Source organism: Sphingomonas sp. Ant H11 (genome assembly GCF_000797515.1).
In the GTDB taxonomy this organism is placed as follows: Bacteria; Pseudomonadota; Alphaproteobacteria; order Sphingomonadales; family Sphingomonadaceae; genus Sphingomonas.
Window position 1 is genome coordinate 14,313 of record NZ_JSBN01000057.1, and the last position, 24,608, is coordinate 38,920.

At 65.7% G+C, this 24,608-nt stretch carries 33 protein-coding genes and 3 pseudogenes; 24 read left to right on the forward strand and 12 right to left on the reverse strand.

The features are described from left to right. Positions 1–71: 71 nt before the first annotated feature. From NW75_RS23770 to NW75_RS11440, 4 genes are all read right to left on the reverse strand, one after another. Entirely contained in the window at positions 72–422 is a 351-nt protein-coding gene (locus NW75_RS23770) for a GFA family protein (RefSeq protein WP_081988738.1), read from the reverse strand. A gap of 205 nt (positions 423–627) precedes the next feature. Beyond that, positions 628–1,200 carry a dihydrofolate reductase family protein gene (locus NW75_RS11430; RefSeq protein ID WP_033965361.1) on the reverse strand — a complete coding sequence of 191 codons (573 nt, stop codon included), beginning with the start codon at positions 1,198–1,200 and terminating at the stop codon, positions 628–630. Continuing rightward, entirely contained in the window at positions 1,200–1,715 is a 516-nt protein-coding gene (locus NW75_RS11435) for an SRPBCC family protein (RefSeq protein WP_033965362.1), read from the reverse strand. The genes NW75_RS11430 and NW75_RS11435 overlap by 1 nt, the downstream gene beginning before the upstream one ends. Next, positions 1,715–2,053 (reverse strand): ArsR/SmtB family transcription factor, encoded by a 339-nt coding sequence (locus NW75_RS11440; RefSeq protein WP_137903025.1) that lies wholly within the window; start codon positions 2,051–2,053, stop codon positions 1,715–1,717. Before NW75_RS11440 ends, NW75_RS11435 begins: the two co-directional genes overlap by 1 nt. Before the next feature lie 431 nt (positions 2,054–2,484). Between NW75_RS11440 and NW75_RS25160 the strand changes: the two genes are divergently transcribed. The 3 genes from NW75_RS25160 (at position 2,485) to NW75_RS11450 (ending at position 4,148) form a co-directional block, all read left to right on the forward strand. Next, positions 2,485–2,652: a hypothetical protein gene (locus NW75_RS25160; protein ID WP_171010564.1), complete on the forward strand. Its 168-nt coding sequence runs from the start codon at positions 2,485–2,487 to the stop codon at positions 2,650–2,652. Positions 2,653–2,703: 51 nt separating this feature from the next. Continuing rightward, entirely contained in the window at positions 2,704–3,285 is a 582-nt protein-coding gene (locus tag NW75_RS11445) for a hypothetical protein (protein ID WP_331386100.1), read from the forward strand. 536 nt (positions 3,286–3,821) lie between these two features. After that, a complete protein-coding gene (locus tag NW75_RS11450; RefSeq protein ID WP_033965364.1) occupies positions 3,822–4,148 on the forward strand; it encodes a DUF736 domain-containing protein in 327 nt (108 codons plus the stop codon). Between the two features lie 84 nt (positions 4,149–4,232). Here the strand turns inward: NW75_RS11450 and NW75_RS25165 are convergent, their stop codons facing one another. The 3 genes from NW75_RS25165 to NW75_RS11460 form a co-directional block, all read right to left on the reverse strand. Continuing rightward, on the reverse strand, positions 4,233–5,222 hold the full coding sequence (locus NW75_RS25165; RefSeq protein WP_052192372.1) for an ATP-binding protein: 990 nt from the start codon (positions 5,220–5,222) through the stop codon (positions 4,233–4,235). Further along, positions 5,189–5,773, reverse strand: coding sequence for a hypothetical protein (locus NW75_RS25170; protein ID WP_052192373.1), 585 nt, complete (start codon positions 5,771–5,773; stop codon positions 5,189–5,191). The genes NW75_RS25165 and NW75_RS25170 overlap by 34 nt, the downstream gene beginning before the upstream one ends. 186 nt (positions 5,774–5,959) lie before the next feature. After that, positions 5,960–7,465, reverse strand: a complete 1,506-nt coding sequence (locus NW75_RS11460) for an ATPase domain-containing protein (RefSeq protein ID WP_033965366.1) — start codon at positions 7,463–7,465, stop codon at positions 5,960–5,962. Between the two features lie 376 nt (positions 7,466–7,841). On the opposite strand from NW75_RS11460, the gene NW75_RS11465 reads away from it, so the two are divergent. The 18 genes and pseudogenes from NW75_RS11465 (at position 7,842) to NW75_RS11550 (ending at position 20,695) form a co-directional block, all read left to right on the forward strand. Further along, positions 7,842–8,348 (forward strand): Hsp20/alpha crystallin family protein, encoded by a 507-nt coding sequence (locus NW75_RS11465; protein ID WP_033965401.1) that lies wholly within the window; start codon positions 7,842–7,844, stop codon positions 8,346–8,348. 76 nt (positions 8,349–8,424) lie between these two features. After that, on the forward strand, positions 8,425–8,769 hold the full coding sequence (locus NW75_RS26460; RefSeq protein WP_231565150.1) for an ETC complex I subunit: 345 nt from the start codon (positions 8,425–8,427) through the stop codon (positions 8,767–8,769). A 336-nt stretch (positions 8,770–9,105) separates the two neighbouring features. Then, a complete protein-coding gene (locus NW75_RS11475) occupies positions 9,106–9,354 on the forward strand; it encodes a helix-turn-helix domain-containing protein (RefSeq protein WP_033965369.1) in 249 nt (82 codons plus the stop codon). Between the two features lie 137 nt (positions 9,355–9,491). Further along, positions 9,492–9,755 (forward strand): DNA -binding domain-containing protein, encoded by a 264-nt coding sequence (locus tag NW75_RS11480; protein ID WP_033965373.1) that lies wholly within the window; start codon positions 9,492–9,494, stop codon positions 9,753–9,755. 111 nt (positions 9,756–9,866) lie between these two features. Beyond that, positions 9,867–10,091 (forward strand): transcriptional regulator domain-containing protein, encoded by a 225-nt coding sequence (locus NW75_RS11485; protein ID WP_033965374.1) that lies wholly within the window; start codon positions 9,867–9,869, stop codon positions 10,089–10,091. A 7-nt stretch (positions 10,092–10,098) separates the two neighbouring features. Beyond that, positions 10,099–10,638, forward strand: a complete 540-nt coding sequence (locus tag NW75_RS11490) for a DUF2285 domain-containing protein (protein WP_033965375.1) — start codon at positions 10,099–10,101, stop codon at positions 10,636–10,638. Between the two features lie 128 nt (positions 10,639–10,766). Further along, positions 10,767–11,048: a helix-turn-helix transcriptional regulator gene (locus NW75_RS11495; protein WP_033965377.1), complete on the forward strand. Its 282-nt coding sequence runs from the start codon at positions 10,767–10,769 to the stop codon at positions 11,046–11,048. Between the two features lie 11 nt (positions 11,049–11,059). Continuing rightward, entirely contained in the window at positions 11,060–11,944 is an 885-nt protein-coding gene (locus NW75_RS11500; RefSeq protein WP_033965379.1) for a replication initiator protein A, read from the forward strand. Positions 11,945–12,153: 209 nt separating this feature from the next. Beyond that, positions 12,154–12,791 (forward strand): annotated as a pseudogene (gene parA, locus NW75_RS11505) (ParA family partition ATPase). Further along, positions 12,788–13,042, forward strand: a complete 255-nt coding sequence (locus NW75_RS11510; RefSeq protein WP_033965404.1) for a hypothetical protein — start codon at positions 12,788–12,790, stop codon at positions 13,040–13,042. Before parA ends, NW75_RS11510 begins: the two are co-directional and overlap by 4 nt. Next, positions 13,039–13,560: a DUF2840 domain-containing protein gene (locus NW75_RS11515; protein WP_033965380.1), complete on the forward strand. Its 522-nt coding sequence runs from the start codon at positions 13,039–13,041 to the stop codon at positions 13,558–13,560. Before NW75_RS11510 ends, NW75_RS11515 begins: the two co-directional genes overlap by 4 nt. After that, positions 13,557–13,990, forward strand: a pseudogene (locus NW75_RS11520) (S26 family signal peptidase); the annotation flags it as partial. The gene NW75_RS11515 and the pseudogene NW75_RS11520, both read left to right, overlap by 4 nt. A gap of 156 nt (positions 13,991–14,146) precedes the next feature. Beyond that, positions 14,147–14,482 (forward strand): DUF736 domain-containing protein, encoded by a 336-nt coding sequence (locus NW75_RS11525; RefSeq protein WP_033965406.1) that lies wholly within the window; start codon positions 14,147–14,149, stop codon positions 14,480–14,482. A 4-nt stretch (positions 14,483–14,486) separates the two neighbouring features. Next, positions 14,487–15,263, forward strand: a complete 777-nt coding sequence (locus tag NW75_RS11530; protein WP_052192374.1) for a lytic transglycosylase domain-containing protein — start codon at positions 14,487–14,489, stop codon at positions 15,261–15,263. Between the two features lie 244 nt (positions 15,264–15,507). Further along, positions 15,508–17,244: pseudogene (locus tag NW75_RS11535) on the forward strand (relaxase/mobilization nuclease domain-containing protein). Between the two features lie 226 nt (positions 17,245–17,470). After that, positions 17,471–17,863, forward strand: coding sequence for a VOC family protein (locus NW75_RS11540; RefSeq protein WP_033965381.1), 393 nt, complete (start codon positions 17,471–17,473; stop codon positions 17,861–17,863). Positions 17,864–18,271: 408 nt separating this feature from the next. Next, positions 18,272–20,257 (forward strand): conjugal transfer protein TraG, encoded by a 1,986-nt coding sequence (locus NW75_RS11545; RefSeq protein ID WP_033965409.1) that lies wholly within the window; start codon positions 18,272–18,274, stop codon positions 20,255–20,257. Positions 20,258–20,266: 9 nt separating this feature from the next. Then, the gene (locus tag NW75_RS11550) at positions 20,267–20,695 is read left to right on the forward strand and encodes a ribbon-helix-helix protein, CopG family (protein WP_033965383.1); all 429 of its coding nucleotides are present in this window, start codon (positions 20,267–20,269) and stop codon (positions 20,693–20,695) included. 50 nt (positions 20,696–20,745) lie between these two features. On the opposite strand, the gene NW75_RS22930 is transcribed toward NW75_RS11550, so the two are convergent. Genes NW75_RS22930 through NW75_RS11570 form a run of 4 tightly spaced genes read right to left on the reverse strand, consistent with a single transcriptional unit; the run spans position 20,746 to position 22,633 of the window. Next, the gene (locus NW75_RS22930; protein WP_052192375.1) at positions 20,746–21,333 is read right to left on the reverse strand and encodes a uridine kinase family protein; all 588 of its coding nucleotides are present in this window, start codon (positions 21,331–21,333) and stop codon (positions 20,746–20,748) included. A gap of 49 nt (positions 21,334–21,382) precedes the next feature. Beyond that, positions 21,383–21,838: an SRPBCC domain-containing protein gene (locus NW75_RS11560; RefSeq protein WP_033965384.1), complete on the reverse strand. Its 456-nt coding sequence runs from the start codon at positions 21,836–21,838 to the stop codon at positions 21,383–21,385. Then, positions 21,838–22,305: an SRPBCC family protein gene (locus NW75_RS11565; protein ID WP_033965385.1), complete on the reverse strand. Its 468-nt coding sequence runs from the start codon at positions 22,303–22,305 to the stop codon at positions 21,838–21,840. The genes NW75_RS11560 and NW75_RS11565 overlap by 1 nt, the downstream gene beginning before the upstream one ends. Next, the gene (locus tag NW75_RS11570) at positions 22,295–22,633 is read right to left on the reverse strand and encodes an ArsR/SmtB family transcription factor (RefSeq protein ID WP_033965386.1); all 339 of its coding nucleotides are present in this window, start codon (positions 22,631–22,633) and stop codon (positions 22,295–22,297) included. Before NW75_RS11570 ends, NW75_RS11565 begins: the two co-directional genes overlap by 11 nt. A gap of 161 nt (positions 22,634–22,794) precedes the next feature. Here NW75_RS11570 and NW75_RS11575 point away from each other — a divergent pair, with 161 nt between their 5' ends. Genes NW75_RS11575 through NW75_RS11585 form a run of 3 tightly spaced genes read left to right on the forward strand, consistent with a single transcriptional unit; the run spans position 22,795 to position 24,154 of the window. Then, positions 22,795–23,220 (forward strand): SAM-dependent methyltransferase, encoded by a 426-nt coding sequence (locus NW75_RS11575; RefSeq protein WP_033965387.1) that lies wholly within the window; start codon positions 22,795–22,797, stop codon positions 23,218–23,220. Beyond that, positions 23,217–23,675 carry a GNAT family N-acetyltransferase gene (locus NW75_RS11580; protein ID WP_033965388.1) on the forward strand — a complete coding sequence of 153 codons (459 nt, stop codon included), beginning with the start codon at positions 23,217–23,219 and terminating at the stop codon, positions 23,673–23,675. Before NW75_RS11575 ends, NW75_RS11580 begins: the two co-directional genes overlap by 4 nt. An 11-nt stretch (positions 23,676–23,686) precedes the next feature. Beyond that, positions 23,687–24,154, forward strand: coding sequence for a GNAT family N-acetyltransferase (locus NW75_RS11585; RefSeq protein ID WP_156143026.1), 468 nt, complete (start codon positions 23,687–23,689; stop codon positions 24,152–24,154). Here the strand turns inward: NW75_RS11585 and NW75_RS11590 are convergent. Next, positions 24,132–24,398, reverse strand: coding sequence for a VOC family protein (locus tag NW75_RS11590; protein ID WP_331386108.1), 267 nt, complete (start codon positions 24,396–24,398; stop codon positions 24,132–24,134). The genes NW75_RS11585 and NW75_RS11590 overlap by 23 nt on opposite strands. Positions 24,399–24,608 lie beyond the last annotated feature (210 nt).

Consider the following 24,608-nt stretch of genomic DNA (forward strand, 5'->3'; position numbering starts at 1 on the left):
ACCGATAATATTTGGAACAGCCCGCGTCTCAGCATTCGACTCATCCACGGGAACGGTGCGATCAGGCATATCTAAAGATTAGCACCGTCCACGTCTTGAATTGCCAGGCCATCGAGATCGATCGACGGCACGCACCGTAGGTTAATGAACGCTATATCAGCACCATCTGGACCCTTGCCATAACCAAACGCCTCACAACCGCATGTCGAACAGAACCGGTGAGCAATGGCATGTTTATTGAAGAAATAATCTGTAAGCACCTCTTCTCCCTGAAGGATCATTAGACTGCCTGACGGCACAAAGGATAGCAAAAACCCCTTCCTTCGACAGTGCGAACAGTTACACCTGACCGCATTCACTGGAGGGTCTTCGTTGACTCGGAATGCTACTTTCCCACAGTGACAGCTGCCTTCGTAAGCCATGCAGCGCCTCCTTACAGCTTGCTACGACAAAGCCAGGTAGCAACACGAACGCCCCCTTGGGTGCCTGCCGCGACAACCCGGTCGGGGAGCCATGTAATGGCCACTCGTCAAACGAGCTAGCACCTAAGCCATTGGTCGCAAGACTCCGATTTGTCCCTGTTGTGCATGTGATTGGAAGCAAAGGGGCCTGCGAGCTGCGTCCAACCTACCTTCTTGGCTCATAGCGCAGAGCCACGGCGCCGGAGCTCAGCTCAATCCGGTCGACGAGTTTCAAGTCGATGACCTTTGAGAGGCCGGCGAACAAGCTGGGGCCACGCCCCACAATAATGGGCTGGACCACGAACTCATACTCGTCGATCAGATCCATCTCCGCCAACGCCATTGGGAGCCTGACGCCACCGGTGAACAGCGCCTTCCCGGGTTCTTGTTTAAGCGCCTGGACGGCCTCGGCCAAATCGCCACGGACCAGCTCCGCGTTCCAATCGACCTCGCCGAGCGTGCTGGAAACGACGTACTTCTTCATCGCATCAATGGTCCGTGCGAACGGGTCCGTCCACTCGGGCATTGTCAAGGTCCGCGTCTCCAGCCGCCACGCTTCCTCCATCATCTGGTAGGTGACGCGACCAAAGAGCAGCGCATCGGCGCGGCCCATGCTCGCTATGGCATGGCGATGTGTTGCACGCAGCGCCTCCTCCAGAAGCACCGCGTCCGTAGAGCCGGCGCTATGGTCGACACAACCGTCGATCGTCACGTTGATGGAGTAGAGAAGGGGTCGCATTATGGACGTTGCTCCTTTGTTGCTCTTGCTGAGATAGCCAGGTCGAATTTTTGCAGCTGGCTGGTCAATCCAAGGATTGCGCCGCTTGTCATCTCGGGGTCCGGATGACGATCCGCGGTAAGGACCATCCGAACACGCCCGGCTTCGACGCTCATCTCAACCAGCATGTCATACGGATACGGCTCGACGCCGGGGACGAAGTCCATGTCGAAGCGGATGCGCAGCCGCCGGTGGCGCACCATCTCCACGAGCCGACCGCTCACCCTCGCGGTCTGCCGCATGTCGAGGTTCGCCAGATAGGCGACCTGCTCGGCACCCACCGCGGTCATCACATAATCAAAGGCGCCGCCGACCCGCAGCTGAAGGGCCGTCATCTCGACGCGCATTCCCTCGGGTGCGAACCACTCCTCCAGCCCTTCTTTCGTGGTCCATAGCGCCCAGACGTCCTCGATCGATGCGTCATAGACCCGCTCGAACCTGATCGGACCCGCGGCCCGCTCGCTGGCCTGCGCCATCACTTCTCACCCTCGGATTGCCGCGCGCTCGCCCGTCGCGCCAGAGCTGCATCGAAACGATCGAGCCGGCCCTCCCAAAGCCTGCGATAGCTTCGAACCCAGTCGTCGATCGCATGGAACGGCTCAGGTCGGAGCGAGTAGAGGCGCCTTGCCCCATCGGGCCTCATGACGACGAATCCCGCTTCCCCGAGGATTCTCAGGTGCCGCGAAACGCCGGACTGATCGATGTCCACGGCACGAACGAGGTCGCCCACCGCCTGTTCCCCGGCTGCCAGCGCTTCCACGATACGAAGCCGCGTCGGGTCGGCCAATGTCTGGAAAACGCTTTGTTGCATCATGATACATATGTATATCGGTGCATATCGAGCGTCAAGCCGCCTGCCCGCGGCTGGGACCCTGAGCGTTGGCGCCCAGCCTCAACTCCGCTTCTGACGGGGGGTAGCCGTGCCCCTCCGTCACGGGTCGAAAGACAGGTGCCGGCCGAATAGCGATCAGCGAGGCTGTGTCGTGACCAACCGATCAAGATCGGCGCGCGTCGTAATGGAGAATCCAGTCAAGCCTCCGGTCCGGACGTCCGACCAGCCCCCTTGTCCTTGCGCTAATCCTTGGTCCGGCCGAGGCCCTAACGCCATCAACCCATAAAGGGTCGGCTATGCGCGCATGCCGCCGCTGCGGCTTCGCCTGCGCGGTGATTGCGGCCCTCGGCCGGACACATCGGGCGCCAGTCACGCGGGGGTTGGTCCCCCGCCTCCAGACAGGAGCCGGAACGATGTCCCTCAACCAAGCGCACGCCTTCGCCTTCAGCCTCGCCACGACGCTGATGGTCACCATCGTGATCTTCGAGGCCGGTGACGGCAGCCTCTCGGTCGTTCCCGCCAACGAATATGACGGCGACGCCGCGGCTATCGTCCACGAAGTGGATCCCTTCGCGCCCTAAGCACGAAGGGCTCAGTCGAGCGGAGATCCTGCCGGATTTCCGCTCCCGCGCATGCTCTCTTTCGGCTATACTTCGATCTGCGCCGTGGCGGTGGTGGAAGGCGCGACCCATAGACTATTCGCATGGAGCACCACCATGGTTATTGGCATCCTCATCAGCATCACGGCCATCGGCATCTTGTGCTGGCTGCTCTTCACGCTCGCCATCTACGCGCTGCCCCTGTTCGCCGGCGTCGCCGCCGGCAGCTGGGCCTATGAGATGGGCGCAGGCTGGCCCGGCGGCATCCTGGCCGGCCTTATAACCGCCGGGCTGACGCTCGGGCTCGGCCAGTTCCTCTTCACCCTCACCCGTCCGGCCTGGCTGCGGCTGGCCGTCGGCTGGTGTTTGCAGCGCCCGCGGCGCTGGCCGGCTACCACGCCGTCCATGGGATCGCGAAGCACGCGGTGCCCTCGGAAACCTGGCAGACGCTGTTCTCCATCGTCGGCGCTGTCGCGGTCGGCATCACGGCATGGACCCGGATCGCTGCCGCCGCTCCCGCCCGATCGAGCGAGAGGTTCGCGGGGGCGTAACACCCACCTGGGCGACGGCAGCTGCGGGACGAGGCGCTGGCGCAACTCACGTCTTCGGCGGTAGGACGGTCGGGGATCAGGAGGCTCGCAGCCGTCAAATCCAGCCGAGAGCCGCGCCGTTCGAGCGCTTCGACGGAGCTCGGCAGTCGCGCGCGATCGATGAAGACGTGAGCAGCAGCGTCCCTGCCGAGAACCGTGCGGGACCGCACGAGCCTATACGGACGCAAGTTGATGACGATCGCCATCTGTCCGGAGCCGGGCTTTGCGAGCGGCGACAGATCGCCAGGTCTCCGTTGACCCATTGCCTGTTGCGAGCGCACCGACACGGCCTCTTCGATGGGTGTATCTGGCCGAAGGACGGCTTCGCCTCGATCGCCTAAGGCGCAACAGCACCGTCAAGATTTTCTTCCCCTGCCGGAACCCACCCCACGCGACAGGTCGCGTAGGGGCCCCGGGCCGCCGGCATTCCTCGCGCACCAAGAAAGTCCCTCCTTTGCTGTCTGACGCCCTTCGGGTGCGCCGTCGATCGCCTCCGGCCGGGCGATCACCATCGAGGCCGCAATGGTGCGGGCTCGACAGACAAGCTCAAGGAGATTTCCCATGGCCACCATCGGCACCTTCAAGAAGACCGGCTCGAACGAGTACACCGGCGAAATCGTTACCCTCAGCGTCCAGACCAAGAACGTCCGCATCGTCCCCGAAGCCCGGACCAGCGGCGAGAACGCCCCCAGCCACCGCGTCTTCGTCGGCCGCGCCGAGATCGGGGCCGCCTGGTCGAAGCGCTCCAACGAGGGCCGCAACTATCTCGGCCTCAAGCTGGACGATCCGAGCTTCACCGCTCCGATCTACGCCAATCTCTTCGACGACGAGGAAGGCGACGGCTTCAGCCTCATCTGGTCCCGCCCCAGCCGCCGCAACGGCGACTGAGACGCCCCGCAAGCGCCCGCCCGGCAACCCGGGCGGGGCGTCTTTTCAGCTCTCGGGCAGGTTTGGCGTGCCGCCCCGGTCGTTTCAGCCGGAAGAGAGATGCGCTCCCAAGGCGGCCGCGAGAGCCGCTTCCAACTCGTCGAGCCGATAGGGCTTGCGCAACAATTTCAAGCCGTCTGCGTCGCCATCCCGCTGGCCGTCGCTAAACCCGCTCGTGAGCACGACGGGCAGGCCCGGACGGCGGCGCGCGAGTTCGCGGGCGAGTTCAATGCCGCTCATGCCGCCCGGCATCACCACGTCGGAGAACACCAGATCGGCGGCGTGGCCGTTCTCCAATTGCGCGAGCGCGGCTGGCGCGCTCTCCGCCCGGCGAACCGTGAAGCCGAGCCCCTCCAGCATCTGGCCGGCCAGCTCCGCGACCTCGTCATTGTCTTCAACCAGGAGAATCCGGCGCTCGCCCTTCGGGCCTGGTACCGGAATCGCGGGTGGACTCGCCTCGACAGCCGCCGCGAGCGGAAGGCTGTTGGCGCGCGGCAGGTGAAGGATGATCCTCGTCCCCTCCCCGACACGGCTTCGCACCTTCACATGTCCCCCCGACTGCTTGGCGAAGCCATAGACCTGGCTGAGGCCGAGACCGGTGCCGCTTCCGACCTCTTTGGTCGTGAAGAAGGGATCGAAGATCCGATCCAAGACGTCGGGTGCTATTCCGGTGCCGGTGTCACGAACTTCGATCCGCACGAAATCACCGGTGAGACGACTTTCGCCACGGCCGTCCAGTCGCGCATTGCCAGCGAAGATCGTCACGGTCCCGCCCTGCGGCATGGCATCCCGCGCGTTGACGACCGTGTTGAGGATGGCAAGCTCGAGCTGCGTCTGGTCCGCCATCACCGGCCAGAGGTCTTCCGCAAGCTCGACCTCGAGCGCGATATCCTCGCGCAGAGCGCCTGTCATCAGGATGCGCATATCGTCGAAGCGGGCACGCAAATCGATCGCCTCGGGCGCCAATGACATGCGTCGGGAGAAGGCAAGCAGTTGGCGCGTCAGCGACGCACCCCGCGTGACGGCCTGGCGCATGCCGGAGACGATCCGCTCGCGGCGCTCCGGGTCGGCGCCCGCCCCAACATGTCCAGCCCGCCAGAGACCACCATCAGGAGGTTGTTGAAGTCGTGGGCGACGCCGCCTGTGAGCTGGCCGATCGCCTCCATCTTCTGCGCCTGGCGGAGCGCCCGCTCGGCCTCCTGCCGCTGTTCCATCTCGACGGCCAGCCTGCGGTTCGTCGCCTCAAGCTCTGCGGTGCGTTCGCGAACCCGTTCTTCGAGCGTCTCATTGAGATCGCGCAGGTCCTGCTCCTGCGCGCGCAACCGCGCCTCAGCACGCTCACGCTCGCGCAAATGGTCGCGCACCTGATATTGCCGCCGTCGCGCCCGGAGCGCCGAATGCAGGGTGCTTACCAGCGTTACAGAGCGAAGCGGCCGCTCCAGCAGCACCAGATTGCCGAAGCCTGCGAAGTGTTCACTGCCGCGTCCGAACCCGGCGCTGCCGCGCGAGCCGCTGGCGGTGACCACGAGGATCGGTGGTTCCGACCACGCCGGCAGCCGCTCAAGACAGGCTTGAAGCATGGCCATGGCCGGCGGCGGTGATACCGCCTCCTCGACGACGATCGCGGCGCAACCCCTTCTTCCATCGCCCGGCAGAGCTCGGCGAGCGTGGCGACGGTTTGCGTCCCAAGTCCTGCTCGCTCCAAGATCGCCGCGACGGTGGGACCGTCCCGACGCGACGGCGCCAAGATCAGGACGCGCTCATCACGTTCTTCAGCGCCCGGGATTTGCGTCATCACGGGCGTCCGGCATGGCCTGCTTGCTATCAACGAGGGTGGGCGCGCCCGACAGGACCCCACGGAATGAACGAATTGGCGGACCGACGCTGACGCCCTCGCCAGATATCAGACGATATTCGCGAATCGTCGTCTCGTGCCGGCCGCTGCGGCTCTTCAAGACCGATATCGCCTTGCGTACCTCGCCTTCAGCCTCGAAGTAACGCAGCAGGACGATGCCGTCGGCGAGGAAGCTGAGATCAATCGGCGCCGCCACGTCGCCGACCATGCCGTGCTGGGCCATGATCAGGATGGTGACCACCCCTTGATTCCCGAGATACGCCAGCAGCTCGTGCATATGCAGGATGAGCGCCTGCTCCTCCGGCATCGACGCCATATAGCTGTTGAGGCTGTCGATCACGACCAGCTTCGCGCCCGCCTCGACGTTGCGCTTCACCTTGTCGACGAACTCGCCCGGTGACAGCGTCACCGGGTTGATCTGCTCCCAGACAAGCGTTCCGCTCTCTCTCGCCGCCTCGATCTCCATGCCGAGCCCTGCGGCTCGCGCCTCGGCGGTGCGGTAGTTCTCGTCGAAAGCGAAGATCGCCACCCGCTGCTCCTGGCGCGCCGCCGCCATCGTGTACTGCAGCGCGAGCGACGACTTGCCGACCCCCGACGGACCGAGCAGGAGCGTACTGGTCCCGCGCTGAAGCCCTCCGCCGAGCATCTCATCGAGCGGCCCGACATCGCTCCGCAGCACATCTGCCGTGAACTCGGTCCGATGCTCGGCCGCGATCAGGCTCGGGTACACCAAAATACCGCCCTTGCAGATTGCATAGTCATGATAGCCGGTGCGGTAATCGACACCGCGCAGCTTGGCGACGCACATGCGGCGGCGAAACACGCCGTATTGCATCCGCCGCTGCTCGAGGGTGACGACGCCATGGACGATGCTGTGCAACTGAAGACCTTGCGCGTTGTCGGTGAGATCATCGAGCGCCAGGACGGTGCATTGCTGATCGGCGAAGAAACGCTTCAAGGTCAGCAGCTGGCGGCGGTAGCTTAAAGAGTCGAGCGCGAGGAGACGCAATTCGGTCAGGGCATCGATGACCAGGCGGTCCGGCCGGAGCGCTTTCACCTTGTCGATGATCAGACCGACGGTGTGGTCGAGCTCGACCTCGGCGGCGTGGATGATGCCCTGCTGCTGCTCCAGGTCGGCTTCCAGCGGCGCGACCTCCAGGATGGTCAAGCCATTCAGGTCGAGGCTGTGGCTAAGTGCGGTGGCGCGCAGCTCGCGCTCGGTTTCCGACAGCGTGATGTAGAGGCATCGCTCGCCCGACCGGACGCCTTCCAGGAGGAACTGCAGCGCGAGCGTGGTCTTGCCGGAGCCCGGGGTGCCCTCGACCAGGTACATATGTTCGCGCGCCAACCCGCCATGCACGACGGAATCGAAACCGGCGATGCCACTCGCGGCCAAGCGATCCAGTTGCGGTCGGTCTTCCACGGTCGACGCTCCCCCGGTGCAAACGCGCTTGGAGCGCGCGGCCGGGTCGCACGACCTCAGTTCGTCACAAGGCCAGCCCCTTTGGCGCAAGACTCCATCGCAGCCTGTAACTTTACAAAGCCGGTTTGGTTCAAACAAGCTTGCCTGATCTTGCAGATGTCTGGGACTGCGCGTCGCCCAAAGGTCGCGATCAGCCCGACGAAGCTGTTTCTTCATCGAAAAGTTGCCCAACCACGACCGTGTGGTTCTTGACCTCCGGCCGCCCCATTCCCAAATTTCTGGCGCGCCGGACGCTCGATTGAGGTCCGGCTCCGAGGGGCGTCCGCGCTCCGGGCGCACCTCATTCAACCATGTTGCTTTGAGAAAGGACATGACGATGAACGTGCGTGATCTGATCCACTGGGGTCGGGAAACCGATCAGACCCCGACCGCCTATCGGAGCGGGACCCCGAGCCCGTTCTTGTCGCTCCATCGCGACATGAACCGCCTGTTCGATGAGGCCTTCCGCGACTTCGGCGCGCCCGGTCTTTTCGGCCGCACCCCGGCGTGGCCAAGCGTCGAGGTGACGGAGACCGAGAAGGACGTGCGTATCGCCGCAGAACTCCCCGGCCTGGAGGAGAAGGACGTCGAGGTCCTGATCGAGGACGGCGTCCTGACGCTCCGCGGCGAAAAGCGCTCCCACACCGAAGACGCGGCGCGGCAGTTCAGCGAGCGGACCTATGGCCGCTTCGAGCGCCGCATCGGGCTCGGCTTCGACGTCGAGGAGGAGAAGGTCGCTGCCGACTTCAAGAACGGCGTGCTGACCGTCACCCTGCCGAAGTCCGAAAGGGCTCAGTCCAAAGCCAAGCGCATCGCCATCAACGGCGGCGCCCAGGCGCAGTAAGCCTGACGAGGCCAGGGGGCAGACCCAGCCGGGTCCCCCCCGGCCTTTCCTTCGCCGTTCGCGGGAGGGACAGGTCGTGAGCTATGTTTGGAGAGAAATAGAACCCGCGCAGCCCCTGCCCGAGACAAGTCGCACCGACCTCGGCCGCCGGGCGCCGCGTGCGCACGACCCGGACTCGGTGTTTCCTCCCGATGCCGTCGCTCGGATCTTTCGCCCCTCACGCTCGGTCATGACCTCGGGCAAGGCGCGCACGAAGCATTGGATTCTCCGCTTCGAACGGCGAACCCCACCCTTCATCGAGCCTTTGATGGGTTGGACGGGTGGTGACGATCCGCTGACGCAGGTCGAGCTCCGGTTTCCGACTCTCGAATCCGCGGTCGCCTACGCCCGACGCCAGGGTCTAACCTATGTCGTGAACTAAGCAGATCCGCAAGCGCCGGCGCGGCGGCGACCGGCAATTCGGCGCGCGCCCACCGCCATTCTGGTGCGCTGAATCCTCCTTGGGCTTGTGGAGGCGGACGGCTCGATCCCCCTCCGAGAACAGTCGATTTGCGCTCATACCTAGGGGTCTGACGATACGGCTCATCTGATCCACTGGGCCAGACATCAGCAACGGATCAGGCGACCGAATCAGGTCGGCCGCTCCACCCGGAAAAGGTGCCCCGAAACGGAAAAACACTGGCGGCTCTGGCACCAGGACGACTATTATAGTCGTAGTTCTGGCGTGCACGTTCGTGTCGGTGGGAGGTGATCATGCATGATCACCGCCCGACAGTCGCGGGCCGCACGCGCGCTGCTCGGTTGGAACCAGGAGACGCTCGCTGACAAGGCCCAGGTTTCTTTGACCGCGCTCAAACGCCTCGAATCCGTCAACGGTCTCGAGGTGTTCGAAAGCACGCGCGATCAGGTCCGTCGGGCCCTGGAACGAAGCGGCATCGTCCTCCTCACCTCCGACCAGGGTGAAGGAGTCATGCTTGTCCGTGCGAAGATCGGCTCAGCAACTTGAGGTGCGCCCTACCTGGCGACCCGGCGGTGATGCCGCGCGTTCATCGGGTGATGTCCCCCATCGCCCCTCGCATGTCGCAGAATTCTGGATATGGTTAACCGCTGATTCAGCGGCGCTCATCACGGCGGGGGGAACGCATGACCCAGCAAGAATTCCTTGATCAGCCGCCGGAGAGCCCGGCGCTGACCGCCTACGACCGCACGCATGTGAAGCTCTATTTGCGCCTGCTCGACGCCGACACCGATGGAGCCGACTGGCGAGAGGCGGTCGCGTTGCTGTTCGGCATCGATCCGGACCGCGAGCCCGAACGGGCCCAACGCGTTCACCACAGCCACCTGGCGCGCGCGCGCTGGATGACCGAGCACGGCTACCGCCAGCTCGTCCGTGAAGGCCATCACTAAGCGCGATGCCGCCGCGGCATCACCCATTGCCGACGCGCTGACTTCCCGCGCCTCGCTCAACCGTGGATCGTCTCTTCCCCGTCCCGCACGCGTGCGACCAGGAGGATACCGATGACGCCCGACACGTCCGGGTGGCGCACTTCACCCGGCTACGATTTCCTCGACCAACTCATTGCCCCGGACCTCGCCTGGGAATGTCTGCGCCGCAACCGCGATTATCAACGCGATTACGCTGACACCGAGCGGCCCGCCACCAGCCTGCAGATCATCACCGAGGGAGTGCGCCTGCGATGGGGGTTGCGATTTCCCCGTCCCACCGATCCTCAACGCAACTGAGACGACGGTGTTCTGGGCGCCGGAGATTGATCCAGGCAGCGTCATTGTAGCAGCGGTTCCGCCGATCCCGGGTTTGGACGGCGGATTGTCTTCTGGCCGAGAGCTTGGCGACGCCCGTGCAGGCGTCGACGGGCTCAGCATGGTCTACGGACGCGGACCGAAAGCCGTCCGCCTCCTTCTTGTCGACGCTGCCGTTCCCACCCAGCCCCTCGCGGCGCTCGTCCCCCTCGGCGCAGACGGGCTCGACCGGATCGAAGCTGTGACACGGCTATGGCGCGCCCTCAACAAGCGGTCCGTACCGCCGGACGGCCGTCTCACCGCCCAGCAGCGACGCCGGCTGCGTTACATGCTGCAAGCGGTTGACGGGCACATGAACGGCGCAAGTTATCGCGAGATCGCCGCCGCGATCTACGGTGCTTCACGGGTCGGCGAGGCCGCGTGGAAGACCTCCGCGCTTCGAGACAGCACCATCGACCTCGTCAAGGACGGCGCAGCGCTGATCGCCGGCGGCTATCGCAAGCTGCTGCGCAGCCGACGCCGTACCTGAACGCCCAAAGGGGTGCGATTTAAGCCCACCCATCTTCGCCATCCCCCCGCGCGGCAGCTCTTCGCCACCATGGCCTTCGCTCGCCGCTAATCGCCAGCGGCCTCACCGAACGCCCCGGAGGCCCGATCATGTCCGCCAACGCAGCCGGCTTGCCGCCGCGCTATCTCCGCACACCCGAAGCCGCACGTTTCCTCGGTCTGTCCGGCCGCACCCTGGAAAAACACAGGACCTATGGCACTGGTCCCGCCTATCGCAAGCTCGGCGGCCGTGTCGTCTACGCCGTCGACGACCTGCAGGCCTGGGCCGATCGCGGCGCGGTCACCTCCACCTCCGACCCGCGCGGGAGCGTCCTTCCCGCCAAGCGCCATGAACCTGCGGCGCCGGTCCGCGCCGGCCGCCAGGCCCGTTGAGACGTCCCCGGATGTCACCGCCTCGCCCACGCCACGAACGCGAGCAGCTCGATCTCTTCCGAGCGCTGCCCGGCGGCCTGGCGCCCAGGGATGCGCAGGATCTCATGGCCTATCCGTTCTTCTCGCTCGCCAAATCGAAGCGCCTCGCGCCGATCGCCTTCAAGGCGGGTCCGGTCGTCATCCGGGTCGAAGCCGTGCCGGAGCACGGCATGGCGACCATCTGGGACGCCGACGTGCTGATCTGGGCCGCGAGCCAGATCGTCGAGGCGCGTGATGCCGGCCTGCGCCCGTCGCGGCTGATGGGGACGACGCCCTACGAGATCCTGAACTTCATCGGTCGCGGCGTGTCTCTACGCGACTATGACCGCCTGAAGGCGGCGCTCGACCGGCTGCAATCGACCACGATCGCGACTTCGATCCGCCAGCCCAATGAGCGGCGGATGCACCGCTTCTCCTGGATCAACGAGTGGAAGGAGAAGGCCGACGCGCGCGGCCGGCCGCACGGCCTCGAACTGATCGTGCCCGACTGGTTCTACGCCGCGGTGCTCGACGACGCGCTCGTGCTGACCATCGACCGCGCCTATTTCGACCTCACCGGGGGCCTTGAGCGCTGGCTCTATCGGCTCGTCCGCAAGCATGGCGGTCGCCAGGAGCACGGCTGGCGCTTCGACTTCGCGCACCTCCACGCCAAGTCGGGCAGCCTCTCGCCGCTCAAGCACTTCGCCTACGACCTGCGCGACATCGTCCGCCGCCAGCCGCTGCCCGGCTATCGCTTGCGCATCGAGCCGTGCGCCGGCGGCCCTGAAATCCTGTCCTTCGTCACCACCGATCCCGACGCGCTCGGGACACCGCGGCGTCACCGCCGGTCGCCAATTCGATCAGGGGATAAGCTGTGAATCGTCTCGTGCTATCGGGGACCGCCCCTATCGTGCCATCGGGGACCCGATTCTCGTGCTATCGGGGACCGGAATCGCCGATTCCAGGTTTCGATTCAGCAGCTTGGGGCCCGTAACTTACCTAACCTAGATTCCTTCGGAATCTTTCTAACGCGGCCGCCGTTTTGCACGCCTGCGGATAACCACCAGGCCCTGCTCCGGAGCGCGTCATGATCGTCGCGCTCCTCAACCAGAAGGGCGGCGTCGGCAAGACAACGCTCGCTTTGCATCTCGCCGGCGAATGGGCACGCCACGGCCTGCGCGTCACCCTGATCGACGCGGACCCGCAAGGCTCCGCGCTCGATTGGTCGCAGCAGCGCGCCCGTGAACGCCTGCCGCGCCTGTTCGGCGTCGTCGGTCTGGCGCGAGACACCCTCCACCGTGAAGCACCCGAGCTGGCGCGGGACGCCGATCACATCGTCATCGACGGCCCGCCGCGCGTCGCCGGGCTGATGCGATCGGCCTTGCTCGCCGCCGATCTGATCCTGATCCCGGTACAACCGTCGCCGTTCGACGCTGGGCGTCCGCCGAGATGCTGTCGCTGCTCGGCGAGGCGCGCATCTACCGCCCGCATCTCGCCGCACGCTTCGTGCTCAACCGCTGCGCCGCGCGCACCGTCATCGCCCGCGACACCGCCGAGACGCTCGCCGACCACGATCCGCCGCTGCTGGCTTCCACCATCGGCCAGCGCGTCGCCTTCGCCGACACCGCCCAATCCGGACGGCTCGTCTCGGAGGTCGACGGACACAGCCGAGCGGCGCGCGAGATCACCGCCCTCTGCGCCGAAATCGGGAGGATCACATGGTGACCGAGCGGTCGTCGAAGCGTGCCTTCGCCAAGCGTCCCGCTGATCCGGACAGCTGGATCAAGGCCTGCGACCCGCAACGGCCGCGAAGCGGCGATGCCGCCGCCTTCACGGCCCGGCTAACCATCGACGTCACGCCGGAGCTGCGCGGACGGATCAAGATCGCCGCGTTCCAGCGTGCGCAAACCGTCGCCGACATGCTGCGCGCGCTGCTCGCGCGTGAGTATCCCGAGAACGCAGGAGGTGATCAATGATCGCCCCCGACGCCAGCCCCGCGAGGCGCGACCAGAGCTCCGCCGACGCCGCATCCGACCCGCTCACCCACGTCGAGCTGACCTGGATCGAGAAGCGGCAGGAGGACTGGATCCGGTTCGGCCGCCACGCGCGCGAACAGATTCTCGATCGCCGCCGACGGGTCGTCAGCTTCCCACCCGGAAGTACGTTTGCCCTGGTCCGGTGGGCGGCCAACGACTTCGGCACGATCCTCTCCAACATCTCCATTGCCTGGGCCGTGGGGCGCGGCGAGGCCTTTCAGACGCTGCCATCGGTGCGTCCTGGCGCGGACATCCTGCTGACGGTGGATGGATGGCCGAAAGTCGAGCGCGTGCTGCAGACCATCGACGCCGTCGAGCACCGCGGCCTCGATCCTGCCGACGCCGCGCCGGATTACTGGCGACATGTCCACAACCGGCTCGCCGCCGGGTTGGAGCCGCGGACCTATACCGCCGCGCGGCACGGCGCGTTCCGCCTGCGCGTGAGCGTCGCGCCATGACGCGCTTCGACTATGTGGTGACAACGGTCTTGGCCGTGATCTTGATCGGCGGGCTCTCGGCGCTGCCGATCGCGCCGAGGCTGATCTGGAATGCCTCCGCCAGCACGCCGATCGGCCTCTATGCGATCGAGCGCTCGCCGCGCCTTGAGGTCACCGACCTCGTCGCCGTGGACGCCCCGGAACCGCTCGCGTCCTTCCTCGCCGGGCGTGGCTATCTGCCCCGCGGCGTGCCGCTCCTGAAGCGCGTCGCCGGCCTTCCCGGGCAACGGGTTTGCCGCGCCGGCGCGCAGGTCAGCGTCGACGGCGTGCCGATGGGAGACGCGCTGGCGCGCGACCGGCTCGGTCGCGACTGCCGATCTGGCAGGGCTGCCGCCGTATCGAGGCGGGCGAGATCTTCCTCATGAACTGGTCCGTCGAGGACAGCCTCGACGGCCGCTACTTCGGTCCGCTTCCCACGGGCACGATCATCGGCCGCGCGATGCCGGTGTGGACCGACGAAGACGGCAGCGGCCGTTTCGAATGGCGCGCGCAACACGATGACCGCGCGCCGATCCTCTTCCCCACCACCAGCAGAAGGAGCCTTTCCATGGCGCTGATCGGTCATTTCACCCGCACCAAGTCCGGCTATTCCGGCCACATCCGAACGCTCACGCTGGATGCTGCACTCGTCCTCCTCCCGGCCGATCCGTCCGACGCCGAGAATGCGCCCGACTTCCGCGTCCATCTCGGCGATGAGGACGGCCCGGAGGTCGGCGCCGGCTGGAAACGCACCGGCGAGAAGGCCGGCGACTATGTCTCGCTGCTGCTCGACGATCCCACGCTGGCACGCCCGATGCGCGCCAACCTGTTCCAGTCGGGCGACGACAAATCGGCTTGGGGCCTGAACTGGAGCCGTCCGCCCAAGCGCAACGAGCAGGACTGAGCCGATGTGGAGATTTCGCCGCTCGCATGAGCCCTCGACGGACACCGGGCGGTTACGCGCCGCCCGGCGTCTCTCCCCGCTTCTCGTTTCCGGCCTGCTGATCCAGCTCGGCCCGCCCGCAGCCGCACTCGGCCAGACACCGCAGATCGTCCGCTCGGTTCCAGCCGATCCGTTTGCCGCCTTCGTCACCGAAGCGGCGCAGCGCTTCGGCGTTCCGGAGAGCTGGATCCGCGCCGTCATGCGCGTCGAAAGCGCCGGCGAGGTGCGCGCGATCTCTCCGGCGGGCGCGATGGGGTTGATGCAGATCATGCCCACGACCTGGGTCGATCTGCGTACCCGTCACCGGCTCGGGAGCGACCCCTACGACCCCCGCGACAACATCCTGGCGGGGGCCGCCTATCTGCGCGAAATGCACGACCGCTACGGCTCGCCCGGCTTCCTCGCGGCTTACAATGCCGGTCCCGGCCGCTACGACGAATACCTCGCGAGCGGCCGAGCCTTGCCGGCTGAGACTCGGGCCTATGTCGCCGCGCTGGCGCCCGTCGTGGGCGGCGGAGAGATCGCCGGCCCCATCAATGTCGCGGCCGCCGATCCGCTCGCATGGACGCGGGCGCCGCTGTTCATCGCGCACAGCGGGAGCACGACGGCTGCCGATCCGGCGCGGACCGAAAGCCGACCGACCGAGGTTTTGGCGACCGCTCCAGTGCGCGAAGCGTCCGCGTCGGCGCCGCAGTCGTCCGGCCTGTTCGTCGCACGACCCGATGGTCGAGGCCCGCGATGACCGCACCAAGCCGTTCTCGCAGTCTAGCGTGCCCCGGCGTTTTCTGGCGACCTTCGGGAGGAGAAGCATGCAACACAACCGCACGATGGCAGGATAAAGGGGCGCGATGTGCGCTTCGGGTCGGTCGTGCTTTTTCAGGGACTTATGCGGCAAATTCGCGATGTGCGCCTGAGAGGCGCAGCCTGCGACTTCGGTATTCTCCTCAGCAAATCAGCGCGATCGCGCGATGTGCGGGCTGGGCACAATGAGCGGCGAGGACGAGTTCCGCATCCGGCCGGGCCGCATCCGCTCGACCAGCGCGCAACGGGCGCGACCCTTCATCGCCCAGGCGCTGGCCGCCGCCCAGCGCGCCGGCGGATCGGTCTCACGCAAGGGCGCGATCGGACCCGGCCATCGCTCGCGCTTCGGCCGCGGTCAGCGCGCCTCGGTCCAGGCCAATCGCTTTATCACCGCCCGATCGCGGGGCGCCGTGATCAAGGCGCGCGTGGTGCGTCATGCCGGGCGCGGTGCGCCGCTCGCCACGCACTTGGGCTATCTGCGCCGCGAGGGCGTCACCCGGGATGGAGAGAAGGCCCGGCTGTTCGGGCCCGGAAGCGACGACGCCGATCCCAAGGCCTTCTCGGCACGGTGCGAGGAGGACCGCCATCATTTCCGCTTCATCGTCTCGCCCGACGACGCCGTCGAGATGTCCGACCTCAGAGGCTTCACCCGCGAGCTCGTCGGTCAGATGGAGAAGGATCTCGGGACCAGGCTCGAGTGGATCGGCGTCGACCACTGGAATACCGAACACCCGCACGTGCACCTGATCGTCCGCGGCGTGCGCGACGACGGCGAAAACCTCGTCATCTCCCGTGACTACATCAAGGAAGGCATGCGCGATCGTGCGCGCGACCTGATCACCCAGGAGCTCGGAGTCCGGACCGACCAGGACATCCGCCGCACGCTCGAACGCCAGATCACGGCGGAGCGCTGGACCACTCTCGATCGCCAGCTCGCGCGCGACAGCAACCGGACCGGCGTCATCGACCTCGCGCCGCATCCAAACCGCCAGCCCGATGAATTCCATGCCCTCAAGGTCGGACGGCTGCGCAAGCTGGAGTCGCTGGGACTCGCGACCAGATCGGCCCCGGCCAGTGGTCCGTGTCAGAGAAGGCCGAGGCGACGCTGCGCGAGCTCGGCGAGCGCGGCGACATCATCAAGCGCATCCATCGTGGGCTTTCGGAGCGCGGCATCGAGCGCGGCGCGGCGAGCTACGTCCTGGCCGGCGAGAGCCTCGACGATCCCGTCGTCGGCCGGCTGGTCGCCCGCGGCCTCGACGACGAGCTGAAGGGCACAGCCTTCGCCGTGATCGACGGCGTCGATGGCCGCACCCACCACGTCAGACTCGCCGACCTCGACGCGCCGGCGACAGTGCGCCGGGCTCGATCGTCGAACTCCGCAAATTCGACGACGCGCGGGGTCAGCGACGCGTCGCGCTCGCGGTCCGCTCGGACCTGGCGATCGACCAGCAGATTACCGCGAGCGGCGCCACCTGGCTGGACCGGCAGGCGATCGCGCGCGAGCCGGTCGCGCTCGGCGGTGGAGGCTTCGGCGCGGAGGTTCGCCAAGCGCTGGACGCCCGCGCGAACATCTGATCGGGCAGGGCCTCGCCGAACGCCAGGCCCGCGGCGTCAGCTTCCGACCCGGGCTGATCGAGACGCTCCGCCAGCGTGAGCTGGACGCCATCGCGAAACAGTTGGCCACCGAAACCGGCCGCCCGCTGACCCGCGCGGCGGCAGGCGAGTATGTCGCCGGGGCCTATCGGCAGCGCTTCACGCTCGCGTCGGGCCGGTTCGCGATGATCGACGACGGGCTCGGCTTCCAACTCGTGCCTTGGTCCCCCTCGCTGGAAAGGCAGCTCGGCCAGCATGTCTCCGGCGTGTCGCGCGGCGACGGCGGCGTCGACTGGAGTTTCGGCCGCAAGCGGGGCCTCGGACTCTAGTTGGAGTTGGTGATGGTGTGCTTACCGGAAGCCTAGACCCTCCTCGCTTGACAGGGGGCCAGCCTGGCCTGGCCGGCGAGCGTGCCGCCACCTGGATGGCGTCGCGACAGGCTGGCACACTGACAGCGTTCGACCGCGGTGATGACGTTTCCGCCAAACGTAGGCTTCCGCGTTGACCTCAAAGGCCGAGGTGGGCATCGTACTCCGAACCCAAAGGAAGAGTGACATGCCCGTTCCAGAAGGTTTCGCGGTGGTGACGCCGTACATTTTTGTAGATGGGGCCGAGGAATATGTGCGCTTCCTCGAGGCCGCATTCGGCGCGCGCGAAATCGGTAGAAGCATCGCTCCCGACGGGCGCATCGCCAATTGCCAGATGAGATTCGACACCGCGACGATCATGATCAGCGAAGCGTCCGAGGGTTTTCCAGCGAGCTCAGCTGCCTTTTACCTTTACGTCGACGATGCCAATGCAGCGATGGACAAAGCATTGGGGGCTGGCGCCGACAAGATCATGGATACGGCCGACATGCCGTATGGAGATCGGCAGGGGGGCATCAGAGATCCCTCAGGCAACATATGGTGGGTCTCGCAGCGCCTGAGCGACGGGCCTTATTTCTAGCCTCCGGTTCAATCGGTTCTTGTCGCAAAGGCCGACATTCCGGACTCCGCAGGGAGTCGGCTGCTGAGCGCGCCGTTCAAATGCTCACCTTGGGGTTTGCCCGAATAGTCAGTCAGCCTCCCGTCGCCGATATGGCAAAAGCTGCCTATCCGTAGCGCCGCCTTTGGCACGGGCTAGAAGTCCGGCCCCAGGCGATCATCGCGAACCGGCCGATGGCGAGAAATGCCTGCCCCAGCGCAATACGGAGTCAGGTGTCATGCGGGCGCTGGTCTCGGACAATGAAACTTTCTACGCCAAGACCTGTATTCGCGCGCCAAGGTTGCCGGCAATGCGATCCCCGAAAAACGCGTCTTGCAATCTGGCCGGCCAAGCACTGACGTCGATGCAGTCACCGTCGAGGAAATCTGCTTGTCTGCCACGAAAATCCTATGGGGTCAGATCCTCACCGTCTTCCTGATCGTGCTCCTGACCACATGGGCGGCGACGCAATGGACGGCTTGGCGGCTCGGCTTCCAGCCGCAGCTCGGCTCACCCTGGTTCGAGCTGTTCGGCTGGCCCATCTACTACCCACCGGCCCTCTTCTGGTGGTGGTATTTCTACGATGCCTATGCGCCGCCGATCTTCGTCGAAGGCGCCTATATCGCCGCATCGGGTGGCTTCATTTCGATAGCGGTCGCGATCGGCATGTCGGTGTGGCGGGCACGCGAGGCCAAGAACGTCGAGACCTACGGCTCGGCGCGATGGGCACGCCCGGACGAGGTGAGGTCCGCCGGGTTACTCGGACCCGATGGCGTGGTGCTCGGCAAGCTCGACCGCGCCTATCTCCGTCATGATGGACCCGAGCATGTGCTCTGCTTTGCTCCGACTCGGTCCGGCAAAGGCGTCGGCCTCGTCGTTCCGTCGCTTCTGACCTGGCCGGGCTCCGCAATCGTCCACGACATCAAGGGTGAGAACTGGCAGCTCACTGCGGGCTTTCGCGCCCGGCACGGCCGGGTGCTGCTGTTCGATCCCACCAATGCGAAGTCGGCCGCTTACAATCCTCTGCTCGAGGTCCGCCGCGGCGAGTGGGAGGTACGCGACGTCCAGAACATCGCCGACATCCTGGTCGATCCGGAAGGGAGCCTGGAGAAACGGAACCATTGGGAGAAGACCAGCCACGCGCTCCTCGTCGGCGCCATCCTCCATGTCCTCTACGCCGAAGCCGACAAGACGCTGGCCGGTGTCGCCGCTTTCCTTTCCGACCCGAAGCGACCGATCGAATCGACACTGGCCGCCATGATGAAGACCGCGCATCTCGGCGAGGCCGGTCCCCACCCGGTCATCGCCAGCGCCGCGCGCGAGCTGCTCAACAAATCGGACAACGAACGGTCAGGCGTGCTCTCGACCGCGATGTCGTTCCTCGGCCTCTACCGCGATCCCGTCGTCGCCGCAGTCACGCGCCGTTGCGACTGGCGCATTACGGATATCATTGGGGGGAAACGACCCACCACGCTTTATCTGGTGGTGCCGCCCTCCGACATCGCGCGCACCAAGCCGCTGATCCGCCTGATCCTCAACCAGGTCGGCCGACGGCTGACCGAGGACCTGCAGGCCAAAGGCGGACGCCACCGGCTGCTCCTAATGCTCGATGAGTTTCCCGCGCTCGGACGCCTGGACTTCTTCGAAAGCGCCTTGGCTTTCATGGCCGGCTACGGCCTGAAGAGCTTCCTGATCGCGCAGTCGCTGAACCAGATCGAGAAGGCTTACGGGCCGAACAACTCGATCCTCGACAACTGTCATGTCCGGGTCAGCTTCGCGACAAACGACGAGCGTACCGCCAAGCGGGTTTCCGATGCGCTCGGAACCGCGACCGAGATGCGCGCGATGAAGAACTATGCCGGGCACCGCCTCTCGCCCTGGCTCGGCCACCTTATGGTCTCGCGCTCGGAGACGGCGCGGCCGCTGCTCACCCCCGGCGAGGTGATGCAGCTCCCACCGGCCGATGAGATCGTCATGGTGGCTGGGACGCCGCCGATCCGCGCAAAAAAGGCGCGCTATTTCGAGGATCGGCGCTTCCAGGAGCGCATCCTGCCACCGCCCTCTTTGGCGAAGTCGCCTGAGGCAAATCCCGACGATTGGAGCGCCTTGCCGTTGCCGCCGTCACCGCAAACCGAACCAGCCGTCGAGCAGGGCGGGACTGACGGTGAGGATCCGACGGGATCGGAGCGCCGCCACCAGCCCGAATTGAGCCACGCCCGGGCGGTCGAGAAGAAGGTCCCGATCGAGAACGAGTTTGCGGCAGATCTCGATGATGACGCCGAAGACGACAGCGCCCGGATCAGCCGGATGAACCGGCTCGTGCAGGGCGTGGCCCGGCAGGTGTCGCTTGATCCCAACGACGGCATGGAGCTGTGAGAGGCGGCGATGGCATCAAGCTCGAAAAAACAGCGCGTGTCCGTCTACCTCGACCCGGAGGTCATGAAGGCGCTGGCGGATTATGCCGCGCGCCGGGATCATTCGCGCTCTCTCGTCGCGGAGGCGGCCATCGCGTCCTTCCTGTCTCCCGACGCCGCCGAGCGGCAGGAGGCGGCCACGACCAAGCGGCTCGATCAACTCGATCGGCGCATGACGCGCATGGAACGCGACCTCGGTATCTCGGTCGAGACACTGGCGGTCTTCGTGCGCTTCTGGCTTACGACCAATCCACCCTTGCCTGAGCCGGCCCAAGCCGCCGCCCGCGCACAGGCCGGCGAGCGCTACGATGCGTTCGTCGCGGCCCTCGGCCGGCGACTCGCCAAGGGCCCGAAGCTGCGACAGGAAATCTCGGAGGACGTTCCTGCAGGCGGCAATTGATCGGTGCCGGGACCACCTCGGCTACGCGACCAGGTTTGCGACGCTCGGGCTCAGGGGGTGAGATTAATGGCCACGTCAAACGCGTCAGGGGGCATCACGCTCTTGAAGTAGAAATCCTCAGCTTCATGCCACTGCCGCTCCCAAGGTCCGATCGCTCCTTCCCGAGCGGCCAACCGCGCCAAGCGCACATCGTCCGGCGCCAAGAGCGCGACGCGCAGATCGAGCAGGTCGGCCAGTTCCGGGCGCGCCGCATAGACCCCTTCCAGGATCACGATCGGCCTTGGGCCGATCCGCGTCGGCTCATCGCGCAGCCGTCCATCGAAAGCGTCCCAGTCGAAGGCGCGCCAACATGCCTCCCGGCCGGCCGCAAGGCCTTCGAGCACCGATCGTTGTCTCGTCCAATCGATGCAGGCCGCTGCGCGCGCTACGGCGCTATCCGCCCGAAGCTCGATCCCGCCCGCATAAAAGTCGTCGCCCTCGATCACGCAGGCCTCGACCCGCTCGGCGAGCGTCCTCGCCAACGTCGATTTGCCGACACCGCTTCTGCCATCAACCGCGACGATCAAGGGCAGCCCCTTACGCTGCGCCGCTTCGGTCATGATCCCGGCCAGCGTGACCTCATCGCTGGCACGCATCATTCGACCACTCCGTTCGCTGATTGCGTCGGGCTGTTCAGCGATCCTCCTTTCAAAGCACCTTCTCCACTTCATCGAGGAGCGCTCTCGTACCTGCTTCCCGGCCAGCGATGTCGCCGTCGAAGTAGGCGCCCTGTTCGGTCAGCTCCAAACGCGTACCGGCGCCATCGGAATTGAAGCTGATGGTGACGAGCGAAGAGGACAGCGGCGTCCCCTCCAGTGTCATGTGGTAGGCGTAGATGAGCGTGTTGCCCTCATCTACGTGCAGCCAGGTCGTGGCGTTCGTGAGGACGACGTCCGCTCCCGGGGGGCTGAACCGGCTGAACTCGACGGCGCCTGCCACGGTCGGTTCGGCTGGCCGATACTCATGGATGGTCCAGCCGTCGGCGAAGACCAGCCACTTGCGCCGCGCGTCGGCCTGCGCGAACGCCGCGAAAACCTTGGCCGGCGGCGCAGAGTAATTCCGTTCGATGGTGAAGCTTCCGTGCTTGATCGGGTTGCCCGTCATCAGAGCCCTCCGGCCAAGGCTTCGAGCTGGCTGAGGCACGTGCCCCAGCCATCATGGAAGCCCATCTCCTCATGCTTCTGACGGTCTGCGTCTGACTTGTGGCGCACCAGTGCCCGATAGCGGGTGCCGCCTTCCACCGCCTCCATCGTGATGTCGGCGGTCATGAAGGTTTCGGAATTCGGACGGAACTCGGGCCCGACCGCATCGGTCCATACCAGACGCTTCCGAGGCTCTGCCAGCAGCACGCAGCCTGGCGTTTCATCCATTTCGGCGCCGTCCGGCGACGCCATCACGACCGAGAAGATTGCCCCGGCGCGGGGGTCGATCGCGACGCGCGCTACCGTCCAGGGTTTCGGTGCGAACCATTGCTTGAGCAGGTCGGGCTCCGTCCACGCGCGCCAGAGCTGGGCGGGTGCGGCGCTGACCGTCCGCTCCAGCACGAGATCGAGTTTGGCATCATGCGTCATTGTTTTCTCCTTCACCGGGTAGATTCGCTAGAAATGCATCGAGGCGGTCGAGACGCGCCTCCCAAAGAGACCGCTGCTGGCCCAGCCAGCCTTCGGCGGCTTTCGCCGTTTCAGCCTTGAGCCGACAGGTACGGATGCGGCCGGCCTTGTCGGATTCAATCCATCCGCCCGCCTCCAGCACCTTCAGGTGTTTGAGGAAGCTCGGCAGCGCCATGTCATGCGGCGCGGCCAGCTCAGAGACAGGCGCGGGGCCGGCCGCCAGCCGGGCGATCACCGCACGGCGGGTGGGATCAGCGAGTCCGTGGAAAATCGAATCAAGGTTAGCCATATGGCTATCTATTGACTTGGCACAGTGCTCGTCAAGATACCTAGCCATATGGAAAGGTGTCTTCCATCCGGCGGAGCGAAGGTCATGATGAAACCAAACGACACGGACGACGTCGTCGCACCAAACCCGTCGAAGCCCCCGAGCCTGTCCGGAGGAGAAAAGTGACTGAACGGCTGTCCCAACGTCTGAAGGCGATCCTCGAAGCCCTGCCTCTCTCGCCCTGTATACGCGTGCTCGAGGTGGGATGCGGTCCCGGAGCGCTGACGCGCGCCATGTCGTCGGCGATCGGCAGCGGGTATGTGCTCGGGATCGACCGGTCAGACCGGGCCGTCGCGCAGGCCATCGCAGGCTCCAAGGAGCAGATCGCTGCCGGCCGTCTGTCATTCCGAACGGTGGCGGCCGAGGATTTCGTGATGGGACCCGGCGAGGCGCCGTTCGATCTTGTCGTGGCGGTCCGCGTCGGCGCGCTCGACGGCCGTCATCCCGCGGCCGGCGCTCGCGCCTGGCCGCGAATTCGCGCGGCGCTTGCCCCAAGCGGACGGATCTTCGTCGATGGCGTTGAGATACCTGCGGAGACGCCAAGGTGAGGATCGTGCCCTTCACGATGGATCGCGCCGAAGACGCATTGCGCCTGATGAACCTGCTTCGGCTCACGCCGATCAGCCTGCCCGAGTTCCTGGACCGCGAGGCACGATGGCCGGCGGGCGATCTGCGTCTGCGCTGGCTTGGTTACGACAATGACCGGGCCGTTGCCTTCGGGCAGATCGCCAACTCGCCCTATGCGCCATCTGATCATCTTGCCGTGCAGGTCGCTGTCGATCCCGATCATCGCGGCCGGGGGAGAGGCAGCACCATGCTCGGCCTTGTGGAGAGCGAAGCCATCGGGCGCGGTTTTCGGGGGCTTGTCGCCACGATACCTGAGGCAGCATCCGGTCCGCAGGCCTGGGCCGAGGCACGCGGGTTTCAGCGCCACGCGCTGCGTTGCGACAGTCTGCTCGACCTTCGGACCTTCGACGTCAGTCGGCAGTGCCCGCGGGGGTGACGCTCTCGGACATGACCGGAGCCAGCGAGGCGCAGTGGAAGGCGGTGGCGATGCTGTTGCAGACCCTCATCGCCGATGCGCCCGACATGCGAGACCTCCCGTCATGGACGTTGGCGCGCTGTTTTTCGGTACTGCGCGAGACTCCGGCCTCGCGACCGGAATGGGTCGTTGTTGCCCGGTTTAACGGCAGACCCGTCGGCCTCACCATCGGTCACGCTTTGGGCCAGGAGATCTATTCCTACTTCACTGGCGTGTTGCCCGACTGGCGCAGCATGCATGTCGGCCTCGCGCTCAAGCTGCGCCTGATCGCTGCGGCGCAAATGTCGGGCATCACGACGATGCGGACAACGAACCTCGACGCCAATACCGCGGCGCTTCGGCTCAACGCCTCGATTGGCTTCCGTCGCGTTCCCGGCAGCCTGGAGCTGCGCAAGGCTTTGTCCGCGGTCGATTTCGCTACCTCGGCGAAACCCCAGTAACATAGCTAGCTGCGAACTCCGCGCTGGCCGGGATCGGCTTGATGATGTCGATCAGCACCCCGTTGGGGTCGCTGGTGATGAAGTGGCGCTGGCCGAAGTCCTCATCGCGCAAGGACAGGAGAATAGGGATCCCGTCGGCAACAACCTGGCCATGCACGGTGTCAACATCGTCGACTTCGAAATTGAGAAGGATGTCCGACGCGCGTCCGCGCGCGACGTAAGGTCGCGTGGTACTGCGCGCGATCTATCCGATTCCGACGTATTCGCACCCAATCGCAGACGGTCTTTCTTACAAGCGATCCTGGCCATGAGAGTGCCCAGAAGCTCTCTGCGATATGATCGCGGAAGTGATCGAGTACGGGGTTCGAGAGCTACAGCACATTCGAGATATCTCTTTAGCGCCATTGGACGATTTCCAAAGTTGGGCACGCTGACCGGCGAAGGATCGCAAGCT

Bases quoted from the DNA above. Each gene is read 5' to 3' on its own strand.
- NW75_RS23770 (WP_081988738.1), bottom strand. From the start codon at position 422: ATGGCTTACGAAGGCAGCTGTCACTGTGGGAAAGTAGCATTCCGAGTC.
- NW75_RS11430 (WP_033965361.1), bottom strand. From the start codon at position 1,200: ATGCGACCCCTTCTCTACTCCATCAACGTGACGATCGACGGTTGTGTC.
- NW75_RS11435 (WP_033965362.1), bottom strand. From the start codon at position 1,715: ATGGCGCAGGCCAGCGAGCGGGCCGCGGGTCCGATCAGGTTCGAGCGG.
- NW75_RS11440 (WP_137903025.1), bottom strand. From the start codon at position 2,053: ATGATGCAACAAAGCGTTTTCCAGACATTGGCCGACCCGACGCGGCTT.
- NW75_RS25160 (WP_171010564.1), top strand. From the start codon at position 2,485: ATGTCCCTCAACCAAGCGCACGCCTTCGCCTTCAGCCTCGCCACGACG.
- NW75_RS11445 (WP_331386100.1), top strand. From the start codon at position 2,704: ATGCTCTCTTTCGGCTATACTTCGATCTGCGCCGTGGCGGTGGTGGAA.
- NW75_RS11450 (WP_033965364.1), top strand. From the start codon at position 3,822: ATGGCCACCATCGGCACCTTCAAGAAGACCGGCTCGAACGAGTACACC.
- NW75_RS25165 (WP_052192372.1), bottom strand. From the start codon at position 5,222: ATGCGCCAGGCCGTCACGCGGGGTGCGTCGCTGACGCGCCAACTGCTT.
- NW75_RS25170 (WP_052192373.1), bottom strand. From the start codon at position 5,773: ATGGCCATGCTTCAAGCCTGTCTTGAGCGGCTGCCGGCGTGGTCGGAA.
- NW75_RS11465 (WP_033965401.1), top strand. From the start codon at position 7,842: ATGAACGTGCGTGATCTGATCCACTGGGGTCGGGAAACCGATCAGACC.
- NW75_RS11475 (WP_033965369.1), top strand. From the start codon at position 9,106: ATGATCACCGCCCGACAGTCGCGGGCCGCACGCGCGCTGCTCGGTTGG.
- NW75_RS11480 (WP_033965373.1), top strand. From the start codon at position 9,492: ATGACCCAGCAAGAATTCCTTGATCAGCCGCCGGAGAGCCCGGCGCTG.
- NW75_RS11485 (WP_033965374.1), top strand. From the start codon at position 9,867: ATGACGCCCGACACGTCCGGGTGGCGCACTTCACCCGGCTACGATTTC.
- NW75_RS11495 (WP_033965377.1), top strand. From the start codon at position 10,767: ATGTCCGCCAACGCAGCCGGCTTGCCGCCGCGCTATCTCCGCACACCC.
- NW75_RS11500 (WP_033965379.1), top strand. From the start codon at position 11,060: ATGTCACCGCCTCGCCCACGCCACGAACGCGAGCAGCTCGATCTCTTC.
- NW75_RS11515 (WP_033965380.1), top strand. From the start codon at position 13,039: ATGATCGCCCCCGACGCCAGCCCCGCGAGGCGCGACCAGAGCTCCGCC.
- NW75_RS11525 (WP_033965406.1), top strand. From the start codon at position 14,147: ATGGCGCTGATCGGTCATTTCACCCGCACCAAGTCCGGCTATTCCGGC.
- NW75_RS11530 (WP_052192374.1), top strand. From the start codon at position 14,487: ATGTGGAGATTTCGCCGCTCGCATGAGCCCTCGACGGACACCGGGCGG.
- NW75_RS11540 (WP_033965381.1), top strand. From the start codon at position 17,471: ATGCCCGTTCCAGAAGGTTTCGCGGTGGTGACGCCGTACATTTTTGTA.
- NW75_RS11550 (WP_033965383.1), top strand. From the start codon at position 20,267: ATGGCATCAAGCTCGAAAAAACAGCGCGTGTCCGTCTACCTCGACCCG.
- NW75_RS22930 (WP_052192375.1), bottom strand. From the start codon at position 21,333: ATGATGCGTGCCAGCGATGAGGTCACGCTGGCCGGGATCATGACCGAA.
- NW75_RS11560 (WP_033965384.1), bottom strand. From the start codon at position 21,838: ATGACGGGCAACCCGATCAAGCACGGAAGCTTCACCATCGAACGGAAT.
- NW75_RS11565 (WP_033965385.1), bottom strand. From the start codon at position 22,305: ATGACGCATGATGCCAAACTCGATCTCGTGCTGGAGCGGACGGTCAGC.
- NW75_RS11570 (WP_033965386.1), bottom strand. From the start codon at position 22,633: ATGGCTAACCTTGATTCGATTTTCCACGGACTCGCTGATCCCACCCGC.
- NW75_RS11585 (WP_156143026.1), top strand. From the start codon at position 23,687: ATGACCGGAGCCAGCGAGGCGCAGTGGAAGGCGGTGGCGATGCTGTTG.